20 protein-coding genes are annotated in these 20433 nt (G+C 66.8%); 13 read left to right on the forward strand and 7 right to left on the reverse strand.

Features of this window, described 5'->3' with window-relative positions; genetic code table 11:
• Window positions 1-10: 10 nt before the first annotated feature.
• From ftsE to rpoH, 5 genes are all read left to right on the forward strand, one after another.
• Window positions 11-697 (forward strand): cell division ATP-binding protein FtsE, encoded by a 687-nt coding sequence (ftsE, locus tag ABS769_RS06030; protein ID WP_023905405.1) that lies wholly within the window; start codon window positions 11-13, stop codon window positions 695-697.
• On the forward strand, window positions 694-1644 hold the full coding sequence (ftsX, locus tag ABS769_RS06035) for a permease-like cell division protein FtsX (protein WP_006453138.1): 951 nt from the start codon (window positions 694-696) through the stop codon (window positions 1642-1644). The genes ftsE and ftsX overlap by 4 nt, the downstream gene beginning before the upstream one ends.
• An 8-nt stretch (window positions 1645-1652) precedes the next feature.
• Entirely contained in the window at window positions 1653-2495 is an 843-nt protein-coding gene (locus tag ABS769_RS06040) for a response regulator (protein ID WP_006453139.1), read from the forward strand.
• Window positions 2496-2509: 14 nt separating this feature from the next.
• The gene (gene ung, locus ABS769_RS06045) at window positions 2510-3235 is read left to right on the forward strand and encodes a uracil-DNA glycosylase (RefSeq protein ID WP_317061741.1); all 726 of its coding nucleotides are present in this window, start codon (window positions 2510-2512) and stop codon (window positions 3233-3235) included.
• A 199-nt stretch (window positions 3236-3434) separates the two neighbouring features.
• Complete coding sequence (rpoH, locus tag ABS769_RS06050) at window positions 3435-4310, forward strand: RNA polymerase sigma factor RpoH (RefSeq protein WP_006453141.1); 876 nt, start codon at window positions 3435-3437, stop codon at window positions 4308-4310.
• A gap of 144 nt (window positions 4311-4454) precedes the next feature.
• Here rpoH and ABS769_RS06055 read toward each other — a convergent pair whose 3' ends face one another.
• Both ABS769_RS06055 and ABS769_RS06060 read right to left on the reverse strand, forming a co-directional pair.
• The gene (locus ABS769_RS06055) at window positions 4455-5069 is read right to left on the reverse strand and encodes a trimeric intracellular cation channel family protein (protein WP_317061701.1); all 615 of its coding nucleotides are present in this window, start codon (window positions 5067-5069) and stop codon (window positions 4455-4457) included.
• 52 nt (window positions 5070-5121) lie between these two features.
• Window positions 5122-6414, reverse strand: coding sequence for an NAD(P)/FAD-dependent oxidoreductase (locus ABS769_RS06060; RefSeq protein WP_317061702.1), 1293 nt, complete (start codon window positions 6412-6414; stop codon window positions 5122-5124).
• A gap of 118 nt (window positions 6415-6532) precedes the next feature.
• Here ABS769_RS06060 and ABS769_RS06065 point away from each other — a divergent pair, with 118 nt between their 5' ends.
• From ABS769_RS06065 to ABS769_RS06075, 3 genes are read left to right on the forward strand one after another with little or no spacing between them, the layout of a single operon-like run.
• Entirely contained in the window at window positions 6533-7063 is a 531-nt protein-coding gene (locus ABS769_RS06065; RefSeq protein WP_317061703.1) for a hypothetical protein, read from the forward strand.
• Entirely contained in the window at window positions 7060-7890 is an 831-nt protein-coding gene (locus ABS769_RS06070) for an NYN domain-containing protein (RefSeq protein WP_317061705.1), read from the forward strand. The genes ABS769_RS06065 and ABS769_RS06070 overlap by 4 nt, the downstream gene beginning before the upstream one ends.
• Entirely contained in the window at window positions 7887-8549 is a 663-nt protein-coding gene (locus tag ABS769_RS06075) for a glutathione S-transferase family protein (protein ID WP_317061707.1), read from the forward strand. The genes ABS769_RS06070 and ABS769_RS06075 overlap by 4 nt, the downstream gene beginning before the upstream one ends.
• A 257-nt stretch (window positions 8550-8806) precedes the next feature.
• Here the strand turns inward: ABS769_RS06075 and ABS769_RS06080 are convergent, their stop codons facing one another.
• Window positions 8807-11029 carry a primosomal protein N' gene (locus ABS769_RS06080; RefSeq protein WP_317061709.1) on the reverse strand — a complete coding sequence of 741 codons (2223 nt, stop codon included), beginning with the start codon at window positions 11027-11029 and terminating at the stop codon, window positions 8807-8809.
• 470 nt (window positions 11030-11499) lie between these two features.
• Between ABS769_RS06080 and ABS769_RS06085 the strand changes: the two genes are divergently transcribed.
• From ABS769_RS06085 to sppA, 4 genes are all read left to right on the forward strand, one after another.
• Window positions 11500-12537, forward strand: a complete 1038-nt coding sequence (locus tag ABS769_RS06085; protein ID WP_317061711.1) for a hypothetical protein — start codon at window positions 11500-11502, stop codon at window positions 12535-12537.
• Complete coding sequence (locus tag ABS769_RS06090; protein ID WP_317061712.1) at window positions 12524-13141, forward strand: DUF3106 domain-containing protein; 618 nt, start codon at window positions 12524-12526, stop codon at window positions 13139-13141. The genes ABS769_RS06085 and ABS769_RS06090 overlap by 14 nt, the downstream gene beginning before the upstream one ends.
• 173 nt (window positions 13142-13314) lie before the next feature.
• Window positions 13315-14691 (forward strand): MATE family efflux transporter, encoded by a 1377-nt coding sequence (locus tag ABS769_RS06095; protein ID WP_268212946.1) that lies wholly within the window; start codon window positions 13315-13317, stop codon window positions 14689-14691.
• A gap of 84 nt (window positions 14692-14775) precedes the next feature.
• Complete coding sequence (sppA, locus tag ABS769_RS06100) at window positions 14776-16677, forward strand: signal peptide peptidase SppA (RefSeq protein WP_317061713.1); 1902 nt, start codon at window positions 14776-14778, stop codon at window positions 16675-16677.
• 277 nt (window positions 16678-16954) lie between these two features.
• Here sppA and ABS769_RS06105 read toward each other — a convergent pair whose 3' ends face one another.
• Window positions 16955-17170 (reverse strand): hypothetical protein, encoded by a 216-nt coding sequence (locus ABS769_RS06105; protein WP_016903674.1) that lies wholly within the window; start codon window positions 17168-17170, stop codon window positions 16955-16957.
• A gap of 106 nt (window positions 17171-17276) precedes the next feature.
• On the opposite strand from ABS769_RS06105, the gene ABS769_RS06110 reads away from it, so the two are divergent.
• On the forward strand, window positions 17277-18053 hold the full coding sequence (locus ABS769_RS06110; RefSeq protein WP_024938534.1) for an SDR family oxidoreductase: 777 nt from the start codon (window positions 17277-17279) through the stop codon (window positions 18051-18053).
• A 171-nt stretch (window positions 18054-18224) separates the two neighbouring features.
• Here ABS769_RS06110 and ABS769_RS06115 read toward each other — a convergent pair whose 3' ends face one another.
• The 3 genes from ABS769_RS06115 to ABS769_RS06125 all read right to left on the reverse strand — a co-directional run bounded on the left by ABS769_RS06115 (window position 18225) and on the right by ABS769_RS06125 (window position 20428).
• Window positions 18225-18887, reverse strand: a complete 663-nt coding sequence (locus ABS769_RS06115; RefSeq protein ID WP_317061714.1) for a DUF4124 domain-containing protein — start codon at window positions 18885-18887, stop codon at window positions 18225-18227.
• Window positions 18884-19660 carry a DUF4124 domain-containing protein gene (locus tag ABS769_RS06120; protein WP_317061716.1) on the reverse strand — a complete coding sequence of 259 codons (777 nt, stop codon included), beginning with the start codon at window positions 19658-19660 and terminating at the stop codon, window positions 18884-18886. Before ABS769_RS06120 ends, ABS769_RS06115 begins: the two co-directional genes overlap by 4 nt.
• Before the next feature lie 192 nt (window positions 19661-19852).
• A complete protein-coding gene (locus ABS769_RS06125) occupies window positions 19853-20428 on the reverse strand; it encodes a Sua5/YciO/YrdC/YwlC family protein (RefSeq protein WP_317061717.1) in 576 nt (191 codons plus the stop codon).
• Between the last annotated feature and the right edge of the window lie 5 nt (window positions 20429-20433).

Below are 20433 nucleotides of genomic sequence, written 5' to 3' on the forward strand. Positions count from 1 at the left end.
TAATCGCTGGATGACCGTTCTGCGTTTCGACAACGTCAGCAAGCACTACGCCGGTGGCCACCAGGCGCTGACCGATGTCAGCTTCGAAGTGGCCGATGGCGAGATGCTGTTCGTGACCGGCCACTCCGGCGCCGGCAAAAGTACCTTGCTCAAATTGATCCACCTCAGCGAGCGCCCGAGCCAGGGCGCCGTGCTGCTGGGCGAACGCAACCTGCTCAAGGTGCGCGGCCGGCACATCCCGCTGCATCGTCGCCAGGTGGGTGCGGTCTATCAGGACCATCGCCTGCTCACCGACCGCAGCATCGCCGAGAACGTGGCATTGCCATTGATCCTGCGTGGCACCCGCCGCGCCGAGATCGGCAAGCGCGTGCGTTCGGCGCTGGAGCGGATCGGGTTGGCCCATCGCGAGAAGGCCTTGCCGTCGCAGTTGTCGGCCGGCGAGCAGCAGCGCGTGGGCATCGCCCGTGCCATTGTCGGCGAGCCGCGTTTGCTGGTGGCCGATGAGCCCACCGGCAATCTCGACCCGGCGCTGGCCGCCGAAATCATGCAGTTGTTCGCAGAGTTGCCGGCGCGCGGCACCAGCGTGCTGGTGGTCAGCCACGATCTGGCCCTGCTCAAGCAGATGCGCAAGCGCGTATTGATCCTGGATCACGGCCGGCTGGTCGACGACATCTCGCCGCAGGATCTGGCCGAATGAGCAAGCCCGCCAATACCGAAGCCGCCGCACCCTCGCGGTTCGGCGTGTGGATCGACCACCATCTGCACAGCATCGCCTTCAGCCTGGGCCGCGCGATGCGCAAGCCGTGGGCCACCTTGCTGACCATCGTGGTGATGGCGCTGGCACTCGCCTTGCCGCTGGGGCTGTCGATCGCGCTGGATAACGTCAAGCTGCTGGCCGGCAGCGTGCAGCAATCGCGCGAGATCAATCTGTTCCTGAAGGTCGATATCGGCGCCGATGCCGCACAGGCGCTGGCCGGCGAATTGCGTGCGCGCCCCGACGTCGCCCAGGTCACCCTGCGCACGCCCGCACAAGGATTGACCGAGCTGCGCGAAAGCGCCAAGCTCAATGAGGCGATCGATGCGCTTGGAGACAACCCGCTCCCCACGCTGTTGATCGTCACCCCGACCGATGCGGCCGACGATGCGCAACTGGCCGGCGCGTTGCAGGCCTTGCCGCAGACCGACCAGGTGCAGCACGACGCGCTGTGGCGCAAACGCCTGGATGGCTGGCTGCGCTTTGGCGAGCGTCTGGTGCAGGTGCTGTCGGCGCTGCTCGGCGTCGGCGCGGTGCTGGTGGTCGGCAACACGGTGCGGCTGGATATCCAATCGCGGCGCGAGGAAATCGGCGTGCTGCAGTTGCTGGGTGCCAGCGATGGCTTCATCCGGCGCCCGTTTCTGTATTTGGGTGCGTGGTACGGGCTGGGTGCCGGCGCGGTTGCGCTCGCGCTGATCGCCGCCTCCGGGCTGGCCTTGCAGGCACCGTTGGCGACATTGGCCGACAGCTATGGCAGTTCTTTTACCCTGCACGGGCTCGATCTGCTGCATTCTGCGATGGTGCTGGTCGGCACCCTGGTCCTGGGTTGGCTGGGCGCCTGGCTGGTGACCGGCCATTTCCTTCGCCAGACCCGTCCCACCGAGACCTGAGGCCTGCCATGCATCCACCAGATCTCAAACACCTGATCAGCGACGCGCCGCGCGTGATGGTGGTCGATGGCTCGAAGCTGGTGCGCAAGCTGATTGCCGATGTGCTGACCCGCGACCTGCCGAATGTGCAGGTGATCGGCTGCTCCAGCATTGCCGAGGCGCGTCAGGCGCTGGAAGCCGGTACGGTGGATCTGGTCACCACCTCGCTGTCGCTGCCCGACGGCGATGGCCTGACCCTGGCGCGCAGCGTGCGCGAAGCGGCCGGCCAGGCCTATGTGCCGGTGATCGTGGTCTCCGGCGATGCGCAGCAGCATCTGGTGGAGCGCCGCTTCACCGAATACGTCACCGATTATTTCGACAAGGCGCTGGGCCACGAAGCCCTGGCGACCTTCATCCGCGGCTACGTGCAGCCCGAGCCGATCGTCGGCGCGACCGTGCTGTACATCGAAGACAGCCGCGTGGTGGCCGAGGCGACCAAGCGCATGCTCGAGCGCCAGAGCCTGAAGGTCATCCATGTGCTCACCGCCGAAGACGCCTTCGCGCTGCTCACCGCCGAATCGCTGGGCCGCACCGAGCGCCGCATCGACGTGGTGCTGACCGATGTAACCCTGAAAGGCGAGCTCAACGGCCGCGACGTGGTCGAGCGCATCCGCATCGATTTCGCCTACGGCAAGCGCCGCCTGCCGGTGCTGGTGATGACCGGCGACACCAACCCGCGCAACCAGTCCGAGCTGCTGCGCGCCGGCGCCAACGATCTTGTGCAAAAACCCATTGAAGAGCGTCTGCTGGTGACCAAGGTGTTGTTCCAGCTGCGCCTGGCACGGCTTGAGGATCAGGCTGTCACGCTATGACTGAGATGTTAGATGTGGCCGAAGTAGAAGCACGTATCCAGCTGGAACCGTCGTGGAAGGCGCGCGTGGGCGATTGGTTGCTGCGCCCGGAAATGCAGGAACTGTCCGCCTTCCTGCGTCAGCGCAAGGCGGCCGGTGCGCGGGTGTTTCCGCCCGGCCCGCAGATCTTTGCCGCTTTCGATGCCACCCCGTTCGAGCAGGTCAAGGTGGTGATCCTGGGCCAGGACCCGTATCACGGCGAAGGCCAGGCGCATGGGCTGTGCTTTTCGGTGCTGCCCGGCGTGCCGGTGCCGCCGTCGCTGCTCAACATCTACAAAGAGATTCAGGACGACCTGGGCATCGCACGGCCGGACCACGGCTATCTGATGCCGTGGGCGCGCCAGGGCGTGCTGCTGCTCAATGCGGTGCTGACGGTGGAGCAGGGGCGTGCCGGCGCGCACCAGAACAAGGGCTGGGAAGGCTTTACCGATCACGTCGTGGAAACGCTCAACCGCGAGCGCGAAGGCCTGGTGTTCCTGCTGTGGGGCAGTTATGCGCAGTCCAAGGGCAAGGTCATCGACCAGGCGCGCCATCGCGTGTTCAAGGCCCCGCATCCCTCGCCGTTGTCGGCGCATCGCGGCTTTCTGGGCTGCCAGCATTTCTCCAAGACCAACGACCATCTGCAACGGCGCGGGCTCGGCCCGATCGACTGGTCGCTACCACCGCGCAACGCGTTGGATACCACTTCGGCCAGCGGCTGAACGGTACCGGCGCCGGCCCGTTTCGCGGCGTCTTTGTCACGGTCTGCGCAGGGCGGCGGTGGTAGCGTAGGTGCTCAAAGTCGGGGAGCTGCGCCGTGGAACGACGGCGATGCCAGAAGCCCGAACGTCCTATAAATGGAACGCTGGGAACTCTTTCTGTACCCGGCAGTCCAATAGTTCGACTGCTAAGATGGTGCCTATGAACCAGACTACCTCGACTGCCCTTGTGGCAAACAATCTCCCGATTCCCAGTGCGCTCGGTTCGCTGGACGCCTACATCGGTGCCGTGCACCAGATCCCGGTGCTGTCGGTCGATGAGGAACAGAATCTTGCCCGTCGTTTCCGCGACGAGCTGGATCTGGACGCCGCACGCGAACTGGTCCATTCCCACCTGCGCTTCGTGGTTCACGTGGCCCGCGGCTACAACGGCTACGGCCTGCCGCTGGGCGACCTGATCCAGGAAGGCAACATCGGCCTGATGAAGGCGGTCAAGCGCTTCGACCCGGAAATGGGTGTGCGCCTGGTCAGCTTCGCAGTGCACTGGATCCGTGCCGAAATGCACGAGTTCATCCTGAAGAACTGGCGCATCGTCAAGGTCGCCACGACCAAGGCGCAGCGCAAGCTGTTCTTCAATCTGCGCAAGTCCAAGACCCGCTTGGGTTGGCTCAATGCCTCCGAAGTGACTGCGGTCGCCAAGGACCTGAACGTCTCCGAGCGCGAAGTGATGGAGATGGAGTCGCGTCTGTCCGGTCGCGATATCGGCTTCGATGCCTCGTCCGATGAGGACGACGATCACGGCCCGCCGTCGCCGGTGAGCTACCTGGTCGCCAACGAGGAAGACCCGTCGCAGGCCTACGAGCGTCACGACAGCGAAGACAACCAGCTGCAGCTGTTGCGTGAAGGGCTGTCCGGTCTGGATACGCGTTCGCGCGACATCGTCAAGCGTCGCTGGCTGGATTCCGATTCCAAGGTGACCTTGCAGGAGCTGGCCGACGAGTACGGTGTGTCGGCCGAGCGTATCCGCCAGATCGAGGCGAACGCGCTGAAGAAGATGAAGGCACTGTTCGTCGCCTGATCGGTTCGATCACGCGCGTCAGGTTGCAAAAAAACGGCCCGGTTTTCCGGGCCGTTTGCGTTGCAGGTGTGCAGTTATGTCCTTCAAGAAGCTGACGAACCGTCCGGATGATGCGCCCGGCATTATCGCTTTTGCCGACGACAGCTATTCCGGCAGACGCGCCACCGGTAGATGCCAGCCATAGCGGATGGCCATGAAGCGCAGGCCGAAACACAGGCCTGCACCGGTCGCCAGCGACCAGGCTTGCGGTACGTCGAGTACATGCCCGATCGCGACCAGGCCGCCTCCTGCGAGTGCGGCCACTGCATATAGCTCTGCTTGCAATACCACCGGCGTGCGCGCTACCAGCAGATCGCGCGCGATGCCGCCGCCGATGCCGCTGAGCATGCCGAGCAAGGTCGCGCTGAGCGGGCTGAGCTGATAGTCCAGCGCCTTGCTGGTGCCGTAGACCGCAAACAAGGCCAGCCCGGCTGCGTCGAAGAGTTGCACCGGGTTGCGCAGCCGTTCCACCGCGGCATGCCAGCGGAAACCGGCCACCCCGGCCAGGCAGGCGATGAGCAGATACTGCGGATGCACCAACGCAGCCGGCGGGGTGGCGCCAATCAGTACATCGCGCACGATGCCGCCGGAGACTGCGGCCGCGCACGACAGCACCAACACGCCGAACAGATCCAGACGGTTGCGCACCGCCACGGTGGCGCCGCTGAGAGCGAACACGAAGGTGCCGAGCAGATCCAGCAGGAACAGGAGAGTGGTCACGGCGCCGCAGTAGGAACGGGCGGCACAGCATCGCGCACCGCCCGTCGCACTGTCATCCGTCCTTGCTGTTGGGCGGCGGGTCGTCGGTTGCGCCGCCGAAGATGATGCGTGCGGCGCGCTGGTAGCTCCAGTACGCCATTGCCCAGTTCACCAGCACCACGAAGCGGTTGCGGAAGCCGATCAGGAAGTACACGTGCGCGGCCAGCCAGAACCACCAGGCGACAATGCCGGAGAGCTTGAGCTTGCCTACATGCACGATGGCGGCCATGCGGCCGATGGTGGCCAGATTGCCGTAGTCCTGATAACGGAAGGCCGGCGTGGCCTGGCCGCGATGGCGCGCGCGGATCGCCTTGGCGATGTGCTTGCCCATCTGCTTGGCCGCCGGCGCCACGCCCGGCACCGGGCGGCCGTCCTGCTGTACCGAGGCCAGATCGCCGCCGACGAAGATTTCCGGATGGCCGGGCACGCTCAGGTCCGGCTGTACCAGCACGCGACCGGCGCGATCCAGCGGCACGCCCAGCGTGCGCGCCAGCGGCGAGGCGGCCACGCCGGCGGCCCAGACGACGGTGCGCGCGGGCACGAAGGTGTCGCCGAGTTGATAGCCGAGCGCGTCAATATGCGTCACCGGCGTACCGGTGTGCACTTCCACGCCCAAGCGTTCCAGCTGCTTGCGCGCCTTGTCGGTGAGATCTTCCGGGAACGAGGGCAGCACGCGCGGGCCGGCTTCGACCAGACGCACGCGCGCCTGCTGCGGATCGATATGGCGGAACTCGTCCTTGAGCGTGTGGCGGGCGATTTCGGCCAGCGTGCCGGCCAGTTCCACGCCGGTCGGACCGCCGCCGACCACCGCAAAGCTGAGCCAGGCGGCGCGTGCGGCGGGGTCGGATTCGGCTTCGGCACGCTCGAAGGCCAGCAGCAATTTGCGCCGCAGCACCAGCGCGTCGTACAGCGTTTTCAGGCCTGGCGCATGTTCGGCCCACTGGTCGTTGCCGAAGTAGGCATGGGTGGCGCCGGTGGCCAGCAGCAGCATGTCGTAGCCGAGCGTGTTGCCATCGGCGAGCACCACTTCGCGACGGGTTGGAGCAATTTCGGCCACATCGCCAAGCAGCACTTCGACATTGCGCTGCTCGCGCAGGATGTGGCGCAGCGGCGCGGCGATATCCGGTGCCGACAGGCCGGCGGTGGCGACCTGATACAGCAGCGGCTGGAACAGGTGATGGTTCTGGCGGTCGATCAGGGTGATGCGGATGCCGGGATCGTCGAGCGCGCGGGTCGCCCATAAGCCGGCAAAACCGCCACCAACCACGACCAGATGCAGTGGAGCTTGGGAGGGAGGAGAAGTCATCGTAGAGTCCGATGGAATGCGACGCGGGCTCATCAGCATGCCGCATTTGCACTGAACATGACGCCTGAATTCGGCCTGCCTGCGGCATCATGTCGCATCCCATCGATCCGGTCACCGCATGTCGTTGCTGCCACCGCCCTTGCCGCCGTTGTCACCTCCGCCGCAATCGCCGTTTCCCTCCTCCACGTCTGCCGCAGCGCCGTCCGCGCCGGCAGTGCGTCCCGTCCGAAAGCGGCTCAGCGGGGTCGCGATCGGCCTGATCGGCCTGGCAGCCTGCGCGATGCTGTTCGGCATGCTGGTGCTCGGGGCGCTTGGCTGGTTGATCGTCACCGGCTGGTCGCTGTTCGCCGATCAGGCGCGCACCGCGCTGCAGGACGATGCGGTGGTGCAGGAGCGGATCGGCCAGATCTACACGATGCGGGTGGATCTGTATCGCACCGGTCTTGCGCCGGGCGGCGATGATTTTGTCTTCAATGTGGAAGGCGATCGTGGCGCGGGGCGGGTGCATGCCACCTGGGTCAGCGCCGGGGCAGAAAGCGAGACGCTGACCAACGGGACGCTCATCATGCGCGATGGCAGCAAATACGCGTTGCCGGGCGCAACTGCTGAAAATACCGACACCGACCCTGCCGATTCCTGGGAGCAATGAGCATGATCGACAACCCCGACAAACGCATCGCCTTGCTGATCGATGCCGACAACGCGCCGGCCGGCAAGATCGACGTGGTGCTGGCCGAAGTGGCGCGTTATGGCGTAGCCAATGTGCGCCGCGCCTACGGCAACTGGAAGAGCCCGCACCTGAAAAACTGGGAAGCGGCGTTGCACGATTATGCGATCCGGCCGATCCAGCAATTCGCCTACAGCTCGGGCAAAAACGCCTCGGACATGGCGATGGTGATCGATGCGATGGACCTGTTGTACGCGCGCAATCTGGATGGGTTTGCCATCGTCTCCAGCGATGCGGATTTCACCCCGCTGGTGATGCGTCTGCTCACCGATGGCATGAAGGTGTACGGCTTCGGCGAGAAGAAAACCCCGGCGCCGTTCGTCAACGCCTGCTCCAAGTTCACCTACGTCGAAGCGCTGGGCGAGCAGGCGGCAGCAGCCGGCGACACCGCTGCCGGGCGCAAGGACGCCACGGCGCTGCGCAGCGATACGCGTCTGGTGCAGATGCTGCGCAACGCGATCGACAGTGCGCGCGAAGACGATGGCTGGGCGCTGCTGAGTGCGGTGGGTAAGCAGGTGGCCAACCAGGCCTCGTTCGATCCGCGCAACTACGGCTACCGCAAGCTCAGCGATCTGGTGCGCGCGATCGGCTTGTTCGAGATCAAGCAGGACGAGCAGGCGCTGTGGCTACGCGATGCACCCAAAGGCGGGCGGGCGAAGGCTGCGCAGCCCTCTGCTGCTGGATCGGCGCAAGCCTCGGTTGCGAAGCCTACGGCGCGCGCGACGTCCAAGCCGGCGGCAGGGAAATGACCCTGGCACCCGCTGCAACGCAGCCCACCGCGCAGACACCAACGATCACGTTATGGGGGCGCCGCAATTCCAGCAATGTGCGCAAGGTGTTGTGGTGTGCCGAAGAAGCCGCAGTGCCCTACACATCGATCGAAGTGGGCGGCGCTTTCGGTGGTAACGACACGCCCGCGTATCGCGCGTTGAATCCGAACGGGGTGGTGCCGACGCTGCAGGATGGCGAATTGGTGCTGTGGGAGTCCAACGCGATCGTGCGTTATCTGGCCGCGCGTTATGCGCCGGCCCTGTATCCGCAATCGCCGGCCGAACGCGCACTGGGCGATCGCTGGATGGACTGGACCACCTCGACATTTGCAGGCGTGTTTCGCGATCTGTTCTGGGGCGTGCTGCGCACCCCCGAGGCCGAGCGCGATCACGCACGCATCGCCGCTGCTTTGATGCGCTCAGGCGAACTGCTTGCACGCGCCGATGCGGTATTGGCGCAACAGCCGTATCTGTCTGGCGAACAGTTCGCGATGGGCGATATTCCGCTCGGCAGCTTTATCTACGCCTGGTTCGAAATGCCGATCGACCGACCCGAGTTGCCGCACCTGCAGGCGTGGTATCAGCGCTTGCGCGCGCGGCCTGCGTACCAGCGTGGGGTGATGACGGCGCTGACGTGAGCTGCGAGTCTCAGCGCAGGCCAGTGTGCTTCATTGAAAGCGCACACGCTACGCGCCGACGGCTTCAACGCGCTGCTGCAAAGGTGTGTGCCTCGCACACCACACGGCCTGGTAGCGTCGCGTTTTTGTAGAAGCGCACCTGTGCGCGATGGCATTGCCGGGAACGCCTCGTCGCGCTCAGGCGCGCTCCTACAAAATGTGAGCAGACCGCGCAAAACGTGAGTCTGGCTGCAGCCGCGTGTGCGACATGCCCTGCACTAATACAGATCAATCGGGTCCACATCCAGCGACCAGCGCACGCGGCGCGCCTGCGGCAATGCGTAGATGGCCGGCAGTTGCGCATCGAGCAAACGGTGCAGGGCCGAGCGCTGTTGCGCAGACAACAACAGCTGCGTGCGCTGGAAACCGGCGCGGCGCGGCATCGGTGCGGGCATCGGGCCGTAGCATTCCACTGCGGTAAACGCGGGCGATTGCGTCGTGGTGTCTGCCGTGGTCAGGCCACGCACTGCCATCAAAAACTGATTGGCGGCCGCCACATCCTTGGCCTCCGCGCGGAACAGCGCCAGATGCGCGAAGGGTGGAAATCCAGCGGCCTCGCGCTGTTGCAGTTCGGCATCGGCAAAGGCGTGATAACCGCCGTTGACCAGGGTCTGCAGCAGCGGGTGTTCGGGGTGATGGGTCTGTAACCAGACCTCGCCAGGGCGGTCTGCACGCCCGGCGCGTCCTGCCACCTGGATCAGCTGCTGGGAGAGTTTTTCGGCGGCACGGAAATCGGCCGAAAACAGGCCTTCGTCGATGCCGACCACCACCACCATGGTCAGCCGTGGCAGGTCGTGGCCCTTGGCCAGGATCTGGGTGCCGACCAGAATGCCGGCTTCAGTACCGAGCCGGGCGAGTTGGGTTTCCAGGGCATCGCGGCGCTGGGTGGTGCTGCGATCGATACGCACCACCGGAAACTCCGGGAACGCTTCGGTCAGGCGTTCTTCCAGCCGCTCGGTGCCGATGCCTTGCGGCTGCAGCGCCAGACTGGCGCAGGCCGGGCAGGCCAGCGGTGCGGATTGGCGCGCGCCGCAGTGGTGGCATTGCAGGCGGCGTCCGCCGGCGTGCACGGTCATCGGGGTCTGATGCAGCGGCGTGCTACAGCGCTGGCAGGCGGCGGTCCAGCCGCAGTCGTGGCACAGCAGCACCGGCGCATAGCCACGGCGGTTCTTGAACACCAGCACCTGCTCGCCACGCGCCAGGGTGGCGCCGATGCCGGCCAGCACTTCCGGCGACAGCCCGTCTTTCAGCGGTCGCTTGCGCACATCGAGCACGCGCACGCGCGGCGGGCGCGCTTCGCCGGCCCGGCGCGACAGGCGCAGATGCTGGTAGCGGCCGGAATAGGCGTTGTGCAGGCTTTCCAGCGACGGCGTGGCGCTGCCCAGAATTACCGGCACATCCAGCGCCTTGCCGCGCACCAGCGCGAAGTCGCGCGCGTGGTAGCGGATGCCGTCCTGTTGCTTATAGCTGCCGTCGTGTTCTTCATCGACCACGATCAGGCCGGCCTTGGGCAGCGGAATGAAGATCGCCGAGCGGGTGCCGACGATCAGTTTGGCCTCGCTACGCCAGGCGGCCGCCCACACGCGGGCGCGTTCGCCATCGGACAGGCCCGAGTGCAGCGCATGTACGGGTACGCCGAGGCGGGCACGGAAGCGTCCCAGCGTCTGCGGGGTCAGGCCGATTTCCGGCACCAGCACCAGCGCCTGGCGTCCGGCTGCAAGGCAATCGGCGATCGCCTGCAGATAGACCTCGGTCTTGCCGCTGCCGGTGACGCCATCGAGCAGATAGGTGGCAAAGCCGGTGTGCGCGCGGATGGCGGCGGCGGCGGCCTGTTGCTCGTCGTTGAGCTGCGGGCCAGTGCCGGGGCGCGGCGGGATGGCGTCGGCGGGCACCGCCACGCGCTCGACATAGTCGCGCTTGGCCAGACTGCGCGCGGCCTCGCGCCATTGCGGCAGCAACGGGTCCAACTGTTCTTCGCCCACCGCACCGGTGAGCAGCAGGGCTGCGAGCAAGGCTGGGCGGCTGCCTGCGCGCAGACCGGCAGCGCCGGTGCGCCCGGTCTCGGTCAGCTGCCAGGCCCAGGCATGGGTATCGGCCAGCGGTTCGCCACGGCGTAACGGGCCGGGCAGCGCGCTGGCCTGGGTTTCGCCAAGCGGGGCGTGGGTGTAGCGCGCCAGCCAGTGCAGCGAGCGGGCCAGCTCCTCGACCAGTAGCGGGGCGTCGTCACACCAGGCCAATGCCGGGCGCAGCCCCTCGGCCGAGGCCAGCTGCCCGATCTCCACCACCACCCCGACCAGCTCGCGTGGCCCGAACGGCACCCGCACCCGGCAGCCGACCCGCGCCGGATCGGTCAGCGGGGCATCGGCCGGGGGCAGATAGTCGAACAATTGCGGCAGCGGCACCGGCAAGGCGACGCGCAGGGTGGCGACGGTCGAAGACATCCGGTCAGTCTACCGACCCTGTCCGGAGGCCGGCAGTCGGGTATCAGATCGCCCCAAATCGGCACCTTGGCTTATGGCGCGTTTCTGTGACGGAAGTGATAAATACGACGTAAACCTATGTGAGGGTTAAGGAAACCGGTTTATCCACACTGCCTGTGGATAAACCTGTGAATTAGTCTCGTGCTCCACGCGTTGAAGGCGGATTCACTAGCCTCTGCAACCTCTTGGACATTTTTTAGCCAACACAGATAAGTCTATCAATATCAATACTTTAGGCGTGAAACACGATTGCAACAAAGAAAAATCAACAGTTGACAGACGTTTGCGTATCGGTATGTCTGCCGCTGTGCACAACCCGCACGGGTGGCGGTCGCGGCCAAGGTGAGGGCGGAGCAAGGTCGTCTCGATCTGTCAAGCCATCGGCGGGGGCCAGTTGCGTCGGTATCATGCCGGCCGATGCTGGAGTTCTCATGACCGTAGTCCCCGACGCCCCTGTCACCCCCGCTGCGCTGTCAGCCTTCCTGCGCGGTGTCGAACGCCGGGGTCTGGTGCTCGCGCAACTGCAATGCGGCGATGTGGCGGCGGCCGAGCGGGCCCTGGCTGCGGCGTTACGTGCCTTCAGCAGCCAGGCGGCAGGACGCCCGATGGCCGGCTGGCCGATGCGCTTCTGGAGCCTGTTGGCAGCTGCCCCGCCGTTGCGGCGCGAGCCGATGCCGGGCACCTGGCTGCCCCCGTTCACCGCGCTGGGGCGGATGCAGACCGCCGACCGGCTGGCGCTGCTGCTGCGCATCGTGGCCGGGCTGGAAGAAGAGCCCGCCAGCGAGGTACAGGGCATCGACGTGGCGGCGTATCGGCAATCGCTGGCCCGCGCCTGCCCGCGCGATGCGGCCGGCAATCCGGACGCGCAGGCCTGGCGGGTGCTGGCCGAGGCGGCGCAGCAGGAGTTGCGCGAACTCACCCCGGCCCAGGTGAGTCGACTGGGGCAACTCCGCGATTTGGCCCTGGCCGGCATGCCGCTGCAACCGGCGGCGGTAGCGCCCGTGGTCGCCGCTGCCGAGCCGCGTCGTCCGGCGGCGCCACGTGTGCGCCCCGCCCGTCAGTGGCATTGGCCGCGGATCTCGCGCCGCCACGCCGGCATCGTGCTTGCGGTGCTGGCGTTGGCACTGTTGCTCGCGGTGCTGGGCTGGTGGTGGACCCATCGCCGGCCCGCACTGCCCCCCGAGCCGGTCTCGCAGGCGCCGGCCGGCGTGTTGCATGTCACCGACGCCGCACCGGTGCTGGTGGAAGAACTTCCCGCCGCCGACCTGCCTGACGCAGCGGCAACCCCCGGCATGGACCCGCGCGACCAGGCGATGCTGGCCGACCCGGATCTGGAACTGGCGCGCTCGGCGGATTTCTACGCCTGGTATGCGGCCGGCCATCCGGTGCCGGCCGACGAATCCGGCGCCCATGCCACCGCCGCCGAGCCGCCTGCCGCCCCGATGGAGACCGTCGATGACGAGAATTAAGTGGTGCGGCCTGCTGTTGTTCGCCGCCGCCGGTCTGGCCGGTGCGCAAGCCCTGCCGGCGCCCCTGGAAGAAGGCAGCGCTGCCGCGCCGGCCGGCGCCCCAACGCCCGTCGCCGCGACGCCCGCGACTCCAACTTCCGCGACCCCGAGCGCCGCACAGCAACGCGCGCGCTGGGACGCCTTGACGCCTGCACAGCAGGCCGAGCTGCGCGCCCGCTATGCCGCGTGGAAAGGGCTCACCGCCACCGACCGGGTGGTGCTGCGGCAGGCACGCGAGCGTCTGCATGCCTTGCCCGAAGACCAGCAGCGCGCACTGCGCACGCAGTTCACCGTGATGGATCGCCTGCATCGCGATGGCTGGCGCCTGGGCTCGCAGCTGGGCGCGTTCTATTCCCCGTTGCAGCCGTTGATCGGCTACGTACCGCCGGCACAGCGCGACGCGCTCTTGAGCGTGTTGCGCAGCCTGGATGCCGGGCAACTGGAGCAGTTGGCATTGCTGGCACAACGCACCCCGCCGCAGGAGCGCGATGCCCTGCGCGATGCCTTGCTGGCCGAGGCGCCTGCAACGCGCAATGCATGGTTGAAGCGGCAGCTGGCGCGCTGATGTCGAAACCATCGCTGTCGAAACCCTCAACGCATCGTCACGCGTCCACGCGCCGCTGGCGCATGGGAGGCTGACTGACCCACGTCGCACAGTGCGGGTAAGATGTCGGCCCCGCGCAACCCGGTGCCAGCGCCTCCCGGCACGGCCGTAGTCTGCGCAGCGATCGGTTTGTCATGTCTGTTTCTTCTGCACCCACGTCCGCGACGCCAGGCTTCGCTGCGGAAGTGCGTACCACCGGCCTGCTCGCGCTGCCGCTGGTGCTCGGCCACGTCTCTACCGGCCTCATTGGCTTTGTCGACAACGTCATCGCCGGCCACCACGGCACCGCCACGTTGGCCGCGGTCACCATCGGCACCTCGCTGTTGTGGCTGCCGATGCTGGTGCCGATCGGCACGCTGATCTCGTTGACCGCTTCGGTCTCGCAACTGGTCGGTGCCGGCCGCGAGCGCGAGATCGGCCCGTTGTTCCGCCAGGCGTTGTGGTTGTCGCTAGGCCTGGGCGCGGTGATGTTCGCCTTCCTGAGCGCGGTACCGCCGCTGCTGCCCACCTTCGGCATTGCGCCGGACATCGTGCCGGGGGCGACCGACTTCCTGCATGCGGTGCGCTGGGGCGGGCCGGCGCTGACGTTCTACTTCTGCATGCGCTATCTCAGCGAGGGCATGCACTGGACGCTGCCGACCATGTTGCTGGGCTTTGGTGGCTTGCTGGTGCTGGCGCCGCTGGGCTATGCGCTGACCTACGGCAAATTCGGTTTTGCCGAGCACGGTGCGCAAGGCCTGGGCATGGCCTCGGCGATCACCATGTGGGTGCAGGCACTCGCGTTTGCGCTGTATCTGTGGCGCTCGCGCCGCTTCGCGCATCTGGAATTGTTCAATCACCTCGAAGGGCCGCGCTGGCGCGCCATCGGCGATCTGCTGCGCACCGGTCTGCCGATCGGCATTACCGTGTTGATGGAAGGCGGGCTGTTCATCGTCACCGCCTTGCTGATCGGCCGGCTCGGCTCCACCGAAGCGGCGGCGCACCAGATTGCGATCAACGTTGCGCAGCTGTGCTTCATGATCCCGATGGGCGTGGCCGAGGCCACCACCGTGCGGGTCGGGCATGCGGTGGGGCGTGGCGATCCGCTCGGCATGCGGCGTGCGGCCTGGGCCGGCTACGCCATCGTGCTGGGCACCCAGGCGTTGTCGGCCAGCGTGCTGTTGCTGGGCCACGACGCCATCGTGAGTGTCTATACCGACGATGTGGCGGTGGCGGCGCTGGCCTCGGTGCTGCTGCTGTACGCAGCTACTTTCCAGTTTCCCGACGGCATCCAGGTGCTCTCCAGCGGCGCGCTGCGTGGGCTCAAGGACACCCGTGTGCCGATGTTCCTGGCGATGTTCTCGTATTGGGGCGTGGGCATGCCGATCGGTGCCGGGCTCGGCCTGGGACTTGGCTGGGGCCCGCAAGGCATGTGGATCGGCCTGATCCTGGGCCTGACCGTGGCGTCGATCCTGATGGGACTGCGTTTCCGCCAGACCAGCCGGCGCCTGACTGCCGACGCGACCCCCTGACTTCCAGCGCATGCCGTGCGTGCCGCGCAGCCGGTATGCTGGGCAGCATTACTTGCATGCAGCGTCATTTCGACGGAGTTTTCCATGAACCACCCCGTGCGTCGCAATCCCATCGCCAGTTTCTTCGTTGGCCTGTGGGATGTGATGAATTTCACCCGGCGCCTGATCTTCAACCTGGCGTTTTTCGGCTTTTTGTTCCTGATCCTGCTGCTGTTTGTAGTGGCGATCGCGCGTGGCGACGGCACCAAGCCGCTGGCCGAGCGCACCACGCTGGTGATCAACCCGGAAGGCACCCTGGTCGAGCAGTTCAGCGCCGACCCGGTGAGCCGTTCGCTGGCCAAGGCAGTCGGCGACAAGAGCGCCGAAGAGGTGCAGCTGCGCGACCTGGTGCGGGTGATCGAGGCGGCCGGCAAGGATCGCAAGATCGAACGGGTGCTGTTGAACCTGGACAAGTTTCAGCCCTCCGGTTTCGCTTCGCAGCGCGAAGTGGCCGCGGCGTTGCAGAAGCTGCGCGCCTCCGGCAAGCAGATCGTCGCCTTCAGCGAGAGCATGAGCCAGGGCCAGTACCTGCTGGCCGCGCAGGCCAACGAGGTCTATCTCGACCCGATGGGCAGCGTGCTGCTGGAAGGTCTTGGCCGCTATCGCCAGTACTTCCGCGAAGGCCTGCAGGACAAGCTGGGCGTGGACGTGCATCTGTTCCGCGTGGGCGAGTACAAGTCCGCCGCCGAGCCGTACATCCTCGACGCGGCCTCGGCCGATGCCAAGGAAGCGGATCTGTTCTGGATGAACGACGTGTGGCAGCGCTACCTGGCCGACGTCGGTACCGCGCGCAAGCTGAGCCCGGCGCAGCTGACCGCCGGCATCGATACGCTGCCCGAAGGCGTGACCGCCGCCGGTGGCGACCTGGCCAAGTTCGCGCTGCAGCAGAAGCTGGTCGACGGGCTCAAGACCCGCGAGGACGTCGATGCGCTGCTGACCAAGCGCGGCGTGGCCGACAGCGATGCCGACAGCGGCTTTCGCAACATCGGTTTCAACGATTATCTGAGCCAGTTGCAGGCGCAGCGCTCGCCGATGGACAGCCGTCCGCAGGTGGCCGTGGTGGTGGCCGCTGGCGAGATCAGCGGTGGCGAGCAGCCGGCCGGTCGCATCGGTGGCGAGTCCACTGCCGCGTTGCTGCGCCAGGCGCGCGACGACGACGAGGTCAAGGCGGTGGTGCTGCGCGTGGATTCGCCCGGCGGCGAAGTGTTCGCCTCCGAGCAGATCCGTCGCGAGGTGGTCGCGCTCAAGCAGGCCGGCAAGCCGGTGGTGGTGTCGATGGGCGATCTGGCCGCCTCGGGCGGTTACTGGATCAGCATGAACGCCGATCGCATCTATGCCGACCCGTCGACCATCAGTGGCTCGATCGGCATCTTCGGCATGGTGCCCAACCTGACCCGCGCGCTGGACAAGATCGGCGTGCATACCGACGGCGTGGGCACCACGCGCTTTGCCGGCGCCTTCGACATCACCCGTCCGCTGGACCCAGCCGCCGGCCAGGTGATCCAGGCGGTGATCAACAAGGGCTACGCCGACTTCACCGGCAAGGTGGCGCAGGCGCGGCATCAGTCTGTGGACGCCATCGACAAGGTCGCACGCGGCCGCGTGTGGAGCGGTGCGCAGGCCAAGCAGCATGGCCTGGTGGACGCGTTCGGTGGCATGTCCGAAGCGGTGGCCGACGCGGCCGACCGCGCCAAGTTGAGCCGCGGCAAGTTCCGCGTGCGCTATGTGGAAAAGCCGGCGACGCCGTTCTCGCAGTTCATGAGCGGATTTGCTGGCAGCCGCATGGGCGCCTGGATGCTGGGCGATTCGGGCATGGCGCGCGCACTGCTGGCGCGCTCGCTGCCGGAAGTGGACACGCAGTTGCGCTTTGTCGAAGACGCCGTGCACGATAGCAAGGCAGGCGGCACCCCGGTCAAGTCCCTGGCGTATTGCTTCTGCGGCTTCTGACGCGGCAGGTTCGCAACATGATGGATCAACAACGCCGGCCTTGTGCCGGCGTTGTTGTATCTGCACTCAGGCGATGCAGCAATGCGGGCGCGCCAACAGCGCAAAAATGGCAGAACGCACGGCGCCACGATCACAGGCAATCAGCCATCGGTCGAGCAACCTCACGCGTGTTTGCCGTGCGCGCAGATGCAGTGATCGCCTTGCGCTCAATCGCAGGCGCGCACGCGCAGTTGCTGCGTCGACAAAAAACGCGCGTGCTTCAGCCAGCAGGCTTCGGTTACTGCGTGGCCGCGTCGATCGCCTTGCGTTGATCGTCTGCGGCCTGATCGCTTGCCGCCTGCACTGCGTGCGCCTTGTTCAACGGTTCCTGGATGTGGTCGCGCAGGGCGGTGGCCTGCGGCTCGGGCTTCTGCTCGGTGGGCGCAGGTTGCGGCCGCTGACAGGCGCCCAGCAGCAACGTCAGGCTGATCGCAAGAATCCAATGCCGTTTCATCGTCGTGACCTCGCTCGGGGTGGCGGTATCCTAACGCCCGGGCCGCAGGCATGCGTCAAGCGCGCTGCCGCGGCCGTTTCCTGCGTCTTGAAAGAGGATCACACACGTGACAACCCACCGTTGGCGGCTGGATGGACAGACCGCGCTCATCACCGGCGCCAGCGCCGGCATTGGCTTTGCCATCGCGCGCGAATTGCTGGCCTTCGGCGCGGATCTGCTGATGGTGGCGCGCGATGCCGATGCGCTGGCGCAGGCGCGCGACGAGTTGGCCGAGGAATTTCCCGAGCGCGAGCTGCATGGGCTGGCCGCCGATGTGGCCGACGATGAAGAGCGGCGCGCGATTCTGGATTGGGTGGAAGACCATGCCGATGGCCTGCACCTGCTGATCAATAATGCCGGCGGCAACATCACCCGCGCGGCGATCGATTACACCGAAGACCAGTGGCGCGGCATCTTCGAAACCAATGTGTTCGCCGCTTTCGAGTTGTCGCGTTATGCGCACCCGTTGCTGACCCGCCACGCGGCGTCGGCGATCGTCAACGTCGGCAGCGTCTCCGGCATCACCCATGTGCGCAGCGGCGCGCCGTACGGCATGACCAAGGCCGCGTTGCAGCAGATGACGCGCAACCTGGCGGTGGAATGGGCCGAGGACGGCATCCGCGTCAACGCGGTGGCGCCGTGGTACATCCGCACCCGTCGCACCTCCGGGCCATTGTCGGATCCGGATTACTACGAGCAGGTGATCGAACGCACCCCGATGCGCCGCATCGGCGAACCGGAGGAAGTCGCCGCGGCGGTCGGTTTTCTATGTCTGCCGGCAGCCAGTTACATCACCGGCGAATGCATCGCGGTGGATGGCGGATTCCTGCGTTACGGGTTTTAACCCGCCTGCGCGCGAGTCAGGGGGGGCGAGGTTGCTCGTTTGCGCTGCTGGTCGGTGCACCGCACATGCCATCTGGGGATCGCTGTAGGTTGCCAGTGGTTTTAAAACATCGGCCCAGCAAACGCAGCGCCGTCGAACTGACTGACCTGCGCTGGACCGCTGGTTGCAGCATCAAGGCGTGGCGGACGGATTCGCGCAGCGGCTTTCGTCCAGCACCCGGCGCATTTGATCGAAGCGCTGTTTGCGTTCGGCCGATTGCGCCTCGTCGGAGAAGCGCCAGGTCGCCTCGGCCTGCTCGGCGCGTTTGCGCCAGGCCTCGCACAGGCTCTGATCCGGAACGGGCGCGCAGCGATCGGTGACCACCTCGCAGGCGCTGCCGCCGCCGGTGGCCGGCCCGCCCGCCAGGTTGGTGGTCTGCATCGGCAGGCAGCGCGTGGCCGGTTCGCGGTCTTCGGTGAAATAGCGTCCGTTATCGTGCGCGGTGCATTCGAATAACGGCGGCGGTGGCAGTGTGGAGGTAGAGGCAGACGGCGTCGGCGCAACCGGTGCTGGTGCCGCAACGGGTGCAGCAGCGGGCGCCTCGGTTTTCGGGGTGGCGCGCGGTTGTGCAGAGGGCGCTGTGCGCGCAGGCGATGCTGCGCTCGATCCGCCAGGCGCAAACGGCACGGCGGCCGGCGCAGTCATCACTTTCTTTTGCTGCTGCACGCCTTTCGGGCACGGCATGTTCTGCACTGTGAGCGCGCCGGTCGGATCGGTGCAGCGGTAGATGGTCACGTCCTGGGCGCTGGCAACCGACATCCATCCCATCAACAACAACAGGAGCCAGCGCCTCATGCGCCGCCGCAATCGCGCTGCAGGCGTGCGTCGATGCCGCGCTGTTCGCGGCTGAGGTCCTCGCGCTCGCTCTGCAGGGCGCTGTTGTAGCGCCGGATCAGCTCCCAGCGGCGATCGGCCAGCCGCCCGCAGACTTCCTGCTCCGGCAGGGCATGGCATTCGTCGCGGATCTGCACATTGCCGTAGGGCACGATCACCGTGCCGCCGCCGTAGCCGCCGCCGCCGCCGTTGTAACCGCCCTGATAGCCGCCGCCTCCGAAGCTTGCGCTTCCGCGCAGGCTTCCACCTCGTCCGGAGCCACCTTGCACCGATACCGCCGGGCGCGGGCTCACCGAGATCGGCGGACGCTGGATGCCGCCGCCGTTGACCGGCCGGGCAATGCCATTGCCCACATAGGCGGGGCCCCAGGTTGGCACCCAGCGCGGATTGCCTTCCGGGCTGTCGCTTGTGTAGCGGTTGCCGTCTTCGGTGGTGCACTCGTACATCGGCTGTGGCGGCTGCACGGTGATGATGCGCACCTCGCGTGGTGGCTGCGTCGCGACGGCGGCAGGGGCGATGACGGCGCGTTCCGGTCGCGGCGGCGGATCTTGCGGACGCTGCAGGTCCAGCACCTGCTGGCGCCCGCTGCTGCATGGCGCATCCTGCAGCGCCACGGTGCCGGTGCTGCTGACGCAGCGGTAGATCCGTACATTCGGATCGGGTTTGCTGGCGGTACTGGCCGCCGACGCAGGCAGCGCGGTGGCCAGCAACAGAAGGGTCAGGACGGTACGCATGACCGCAGTGTGCGCGTCTGTCCGGCTATGGGCAAAGGGGGGCGGCTGAACTGGTTTCGGACGATGCAGGCAGGCGGATCAGCGACGGCCGTTGCACGTGGTTTCGCGCTTTGCCAAGCGTGCCAATCGAGCTGGGCCTGAGGTATCCATCACACGGCAGCCAAACTCGTTGAATCCATCTCACCGCTTCCCTCAGTCGCGCAGGATCCGCCCGCTGCGCGCATCGCGGATCTGTGTTGGCTGCGCCAACGCGCCCACCTCGCCATCCACCACGCCATCAATGCTGACCAGCAGCGCCGGATCCAGCGCCTGCCGGCTGCGTGCGGGTGGCTCACCGGCCAGGTTGGCGCTGGTGGACACCAACGGGGCGCCCCAGGCTGCGCAGAGCGCGGCGACGACCGGATGCGCGCTGATGCGCACTGCCAGCCCGTCATGCGCGCCAGTGACCCAGCGCGGCGCCTGTGCGGTGACTGGCAGGATCCAGGTGTGCGGGCCCGGCCAGCTGGCCAGCACCTCCTGCTTGCGCGCAGGCTCCAGCGCGTCGAAATCCACCCAGTCGTGCAGGACATCCACGCTGGCGGCCACCACGATCACGCCCTTGTCGACCGGACGCCGCTTGATCGCCAGCAGCCGCAGCACGGCCGCTTCCTGGCGCGGGTCGCAACCCAGTCCCCACACCGCTTCGGTGGGATAGGCGATCACGCCGCCCCGGGTCAGGGCAGCGACGGCGTTATCCAAGCTGAGCGCGGGGCTGGGTGCCGATTGCATCGTGC

Source organism: Xanthomonas hortorum, assembly GCF_040279205.1.
Lineage (GTDB): Bacteria > Pseudomonadota > Gammaproteobacteria > Xanthomonadales > Xanthomonadaceae > Xanthomonas > Xanthomonas hortorum_F.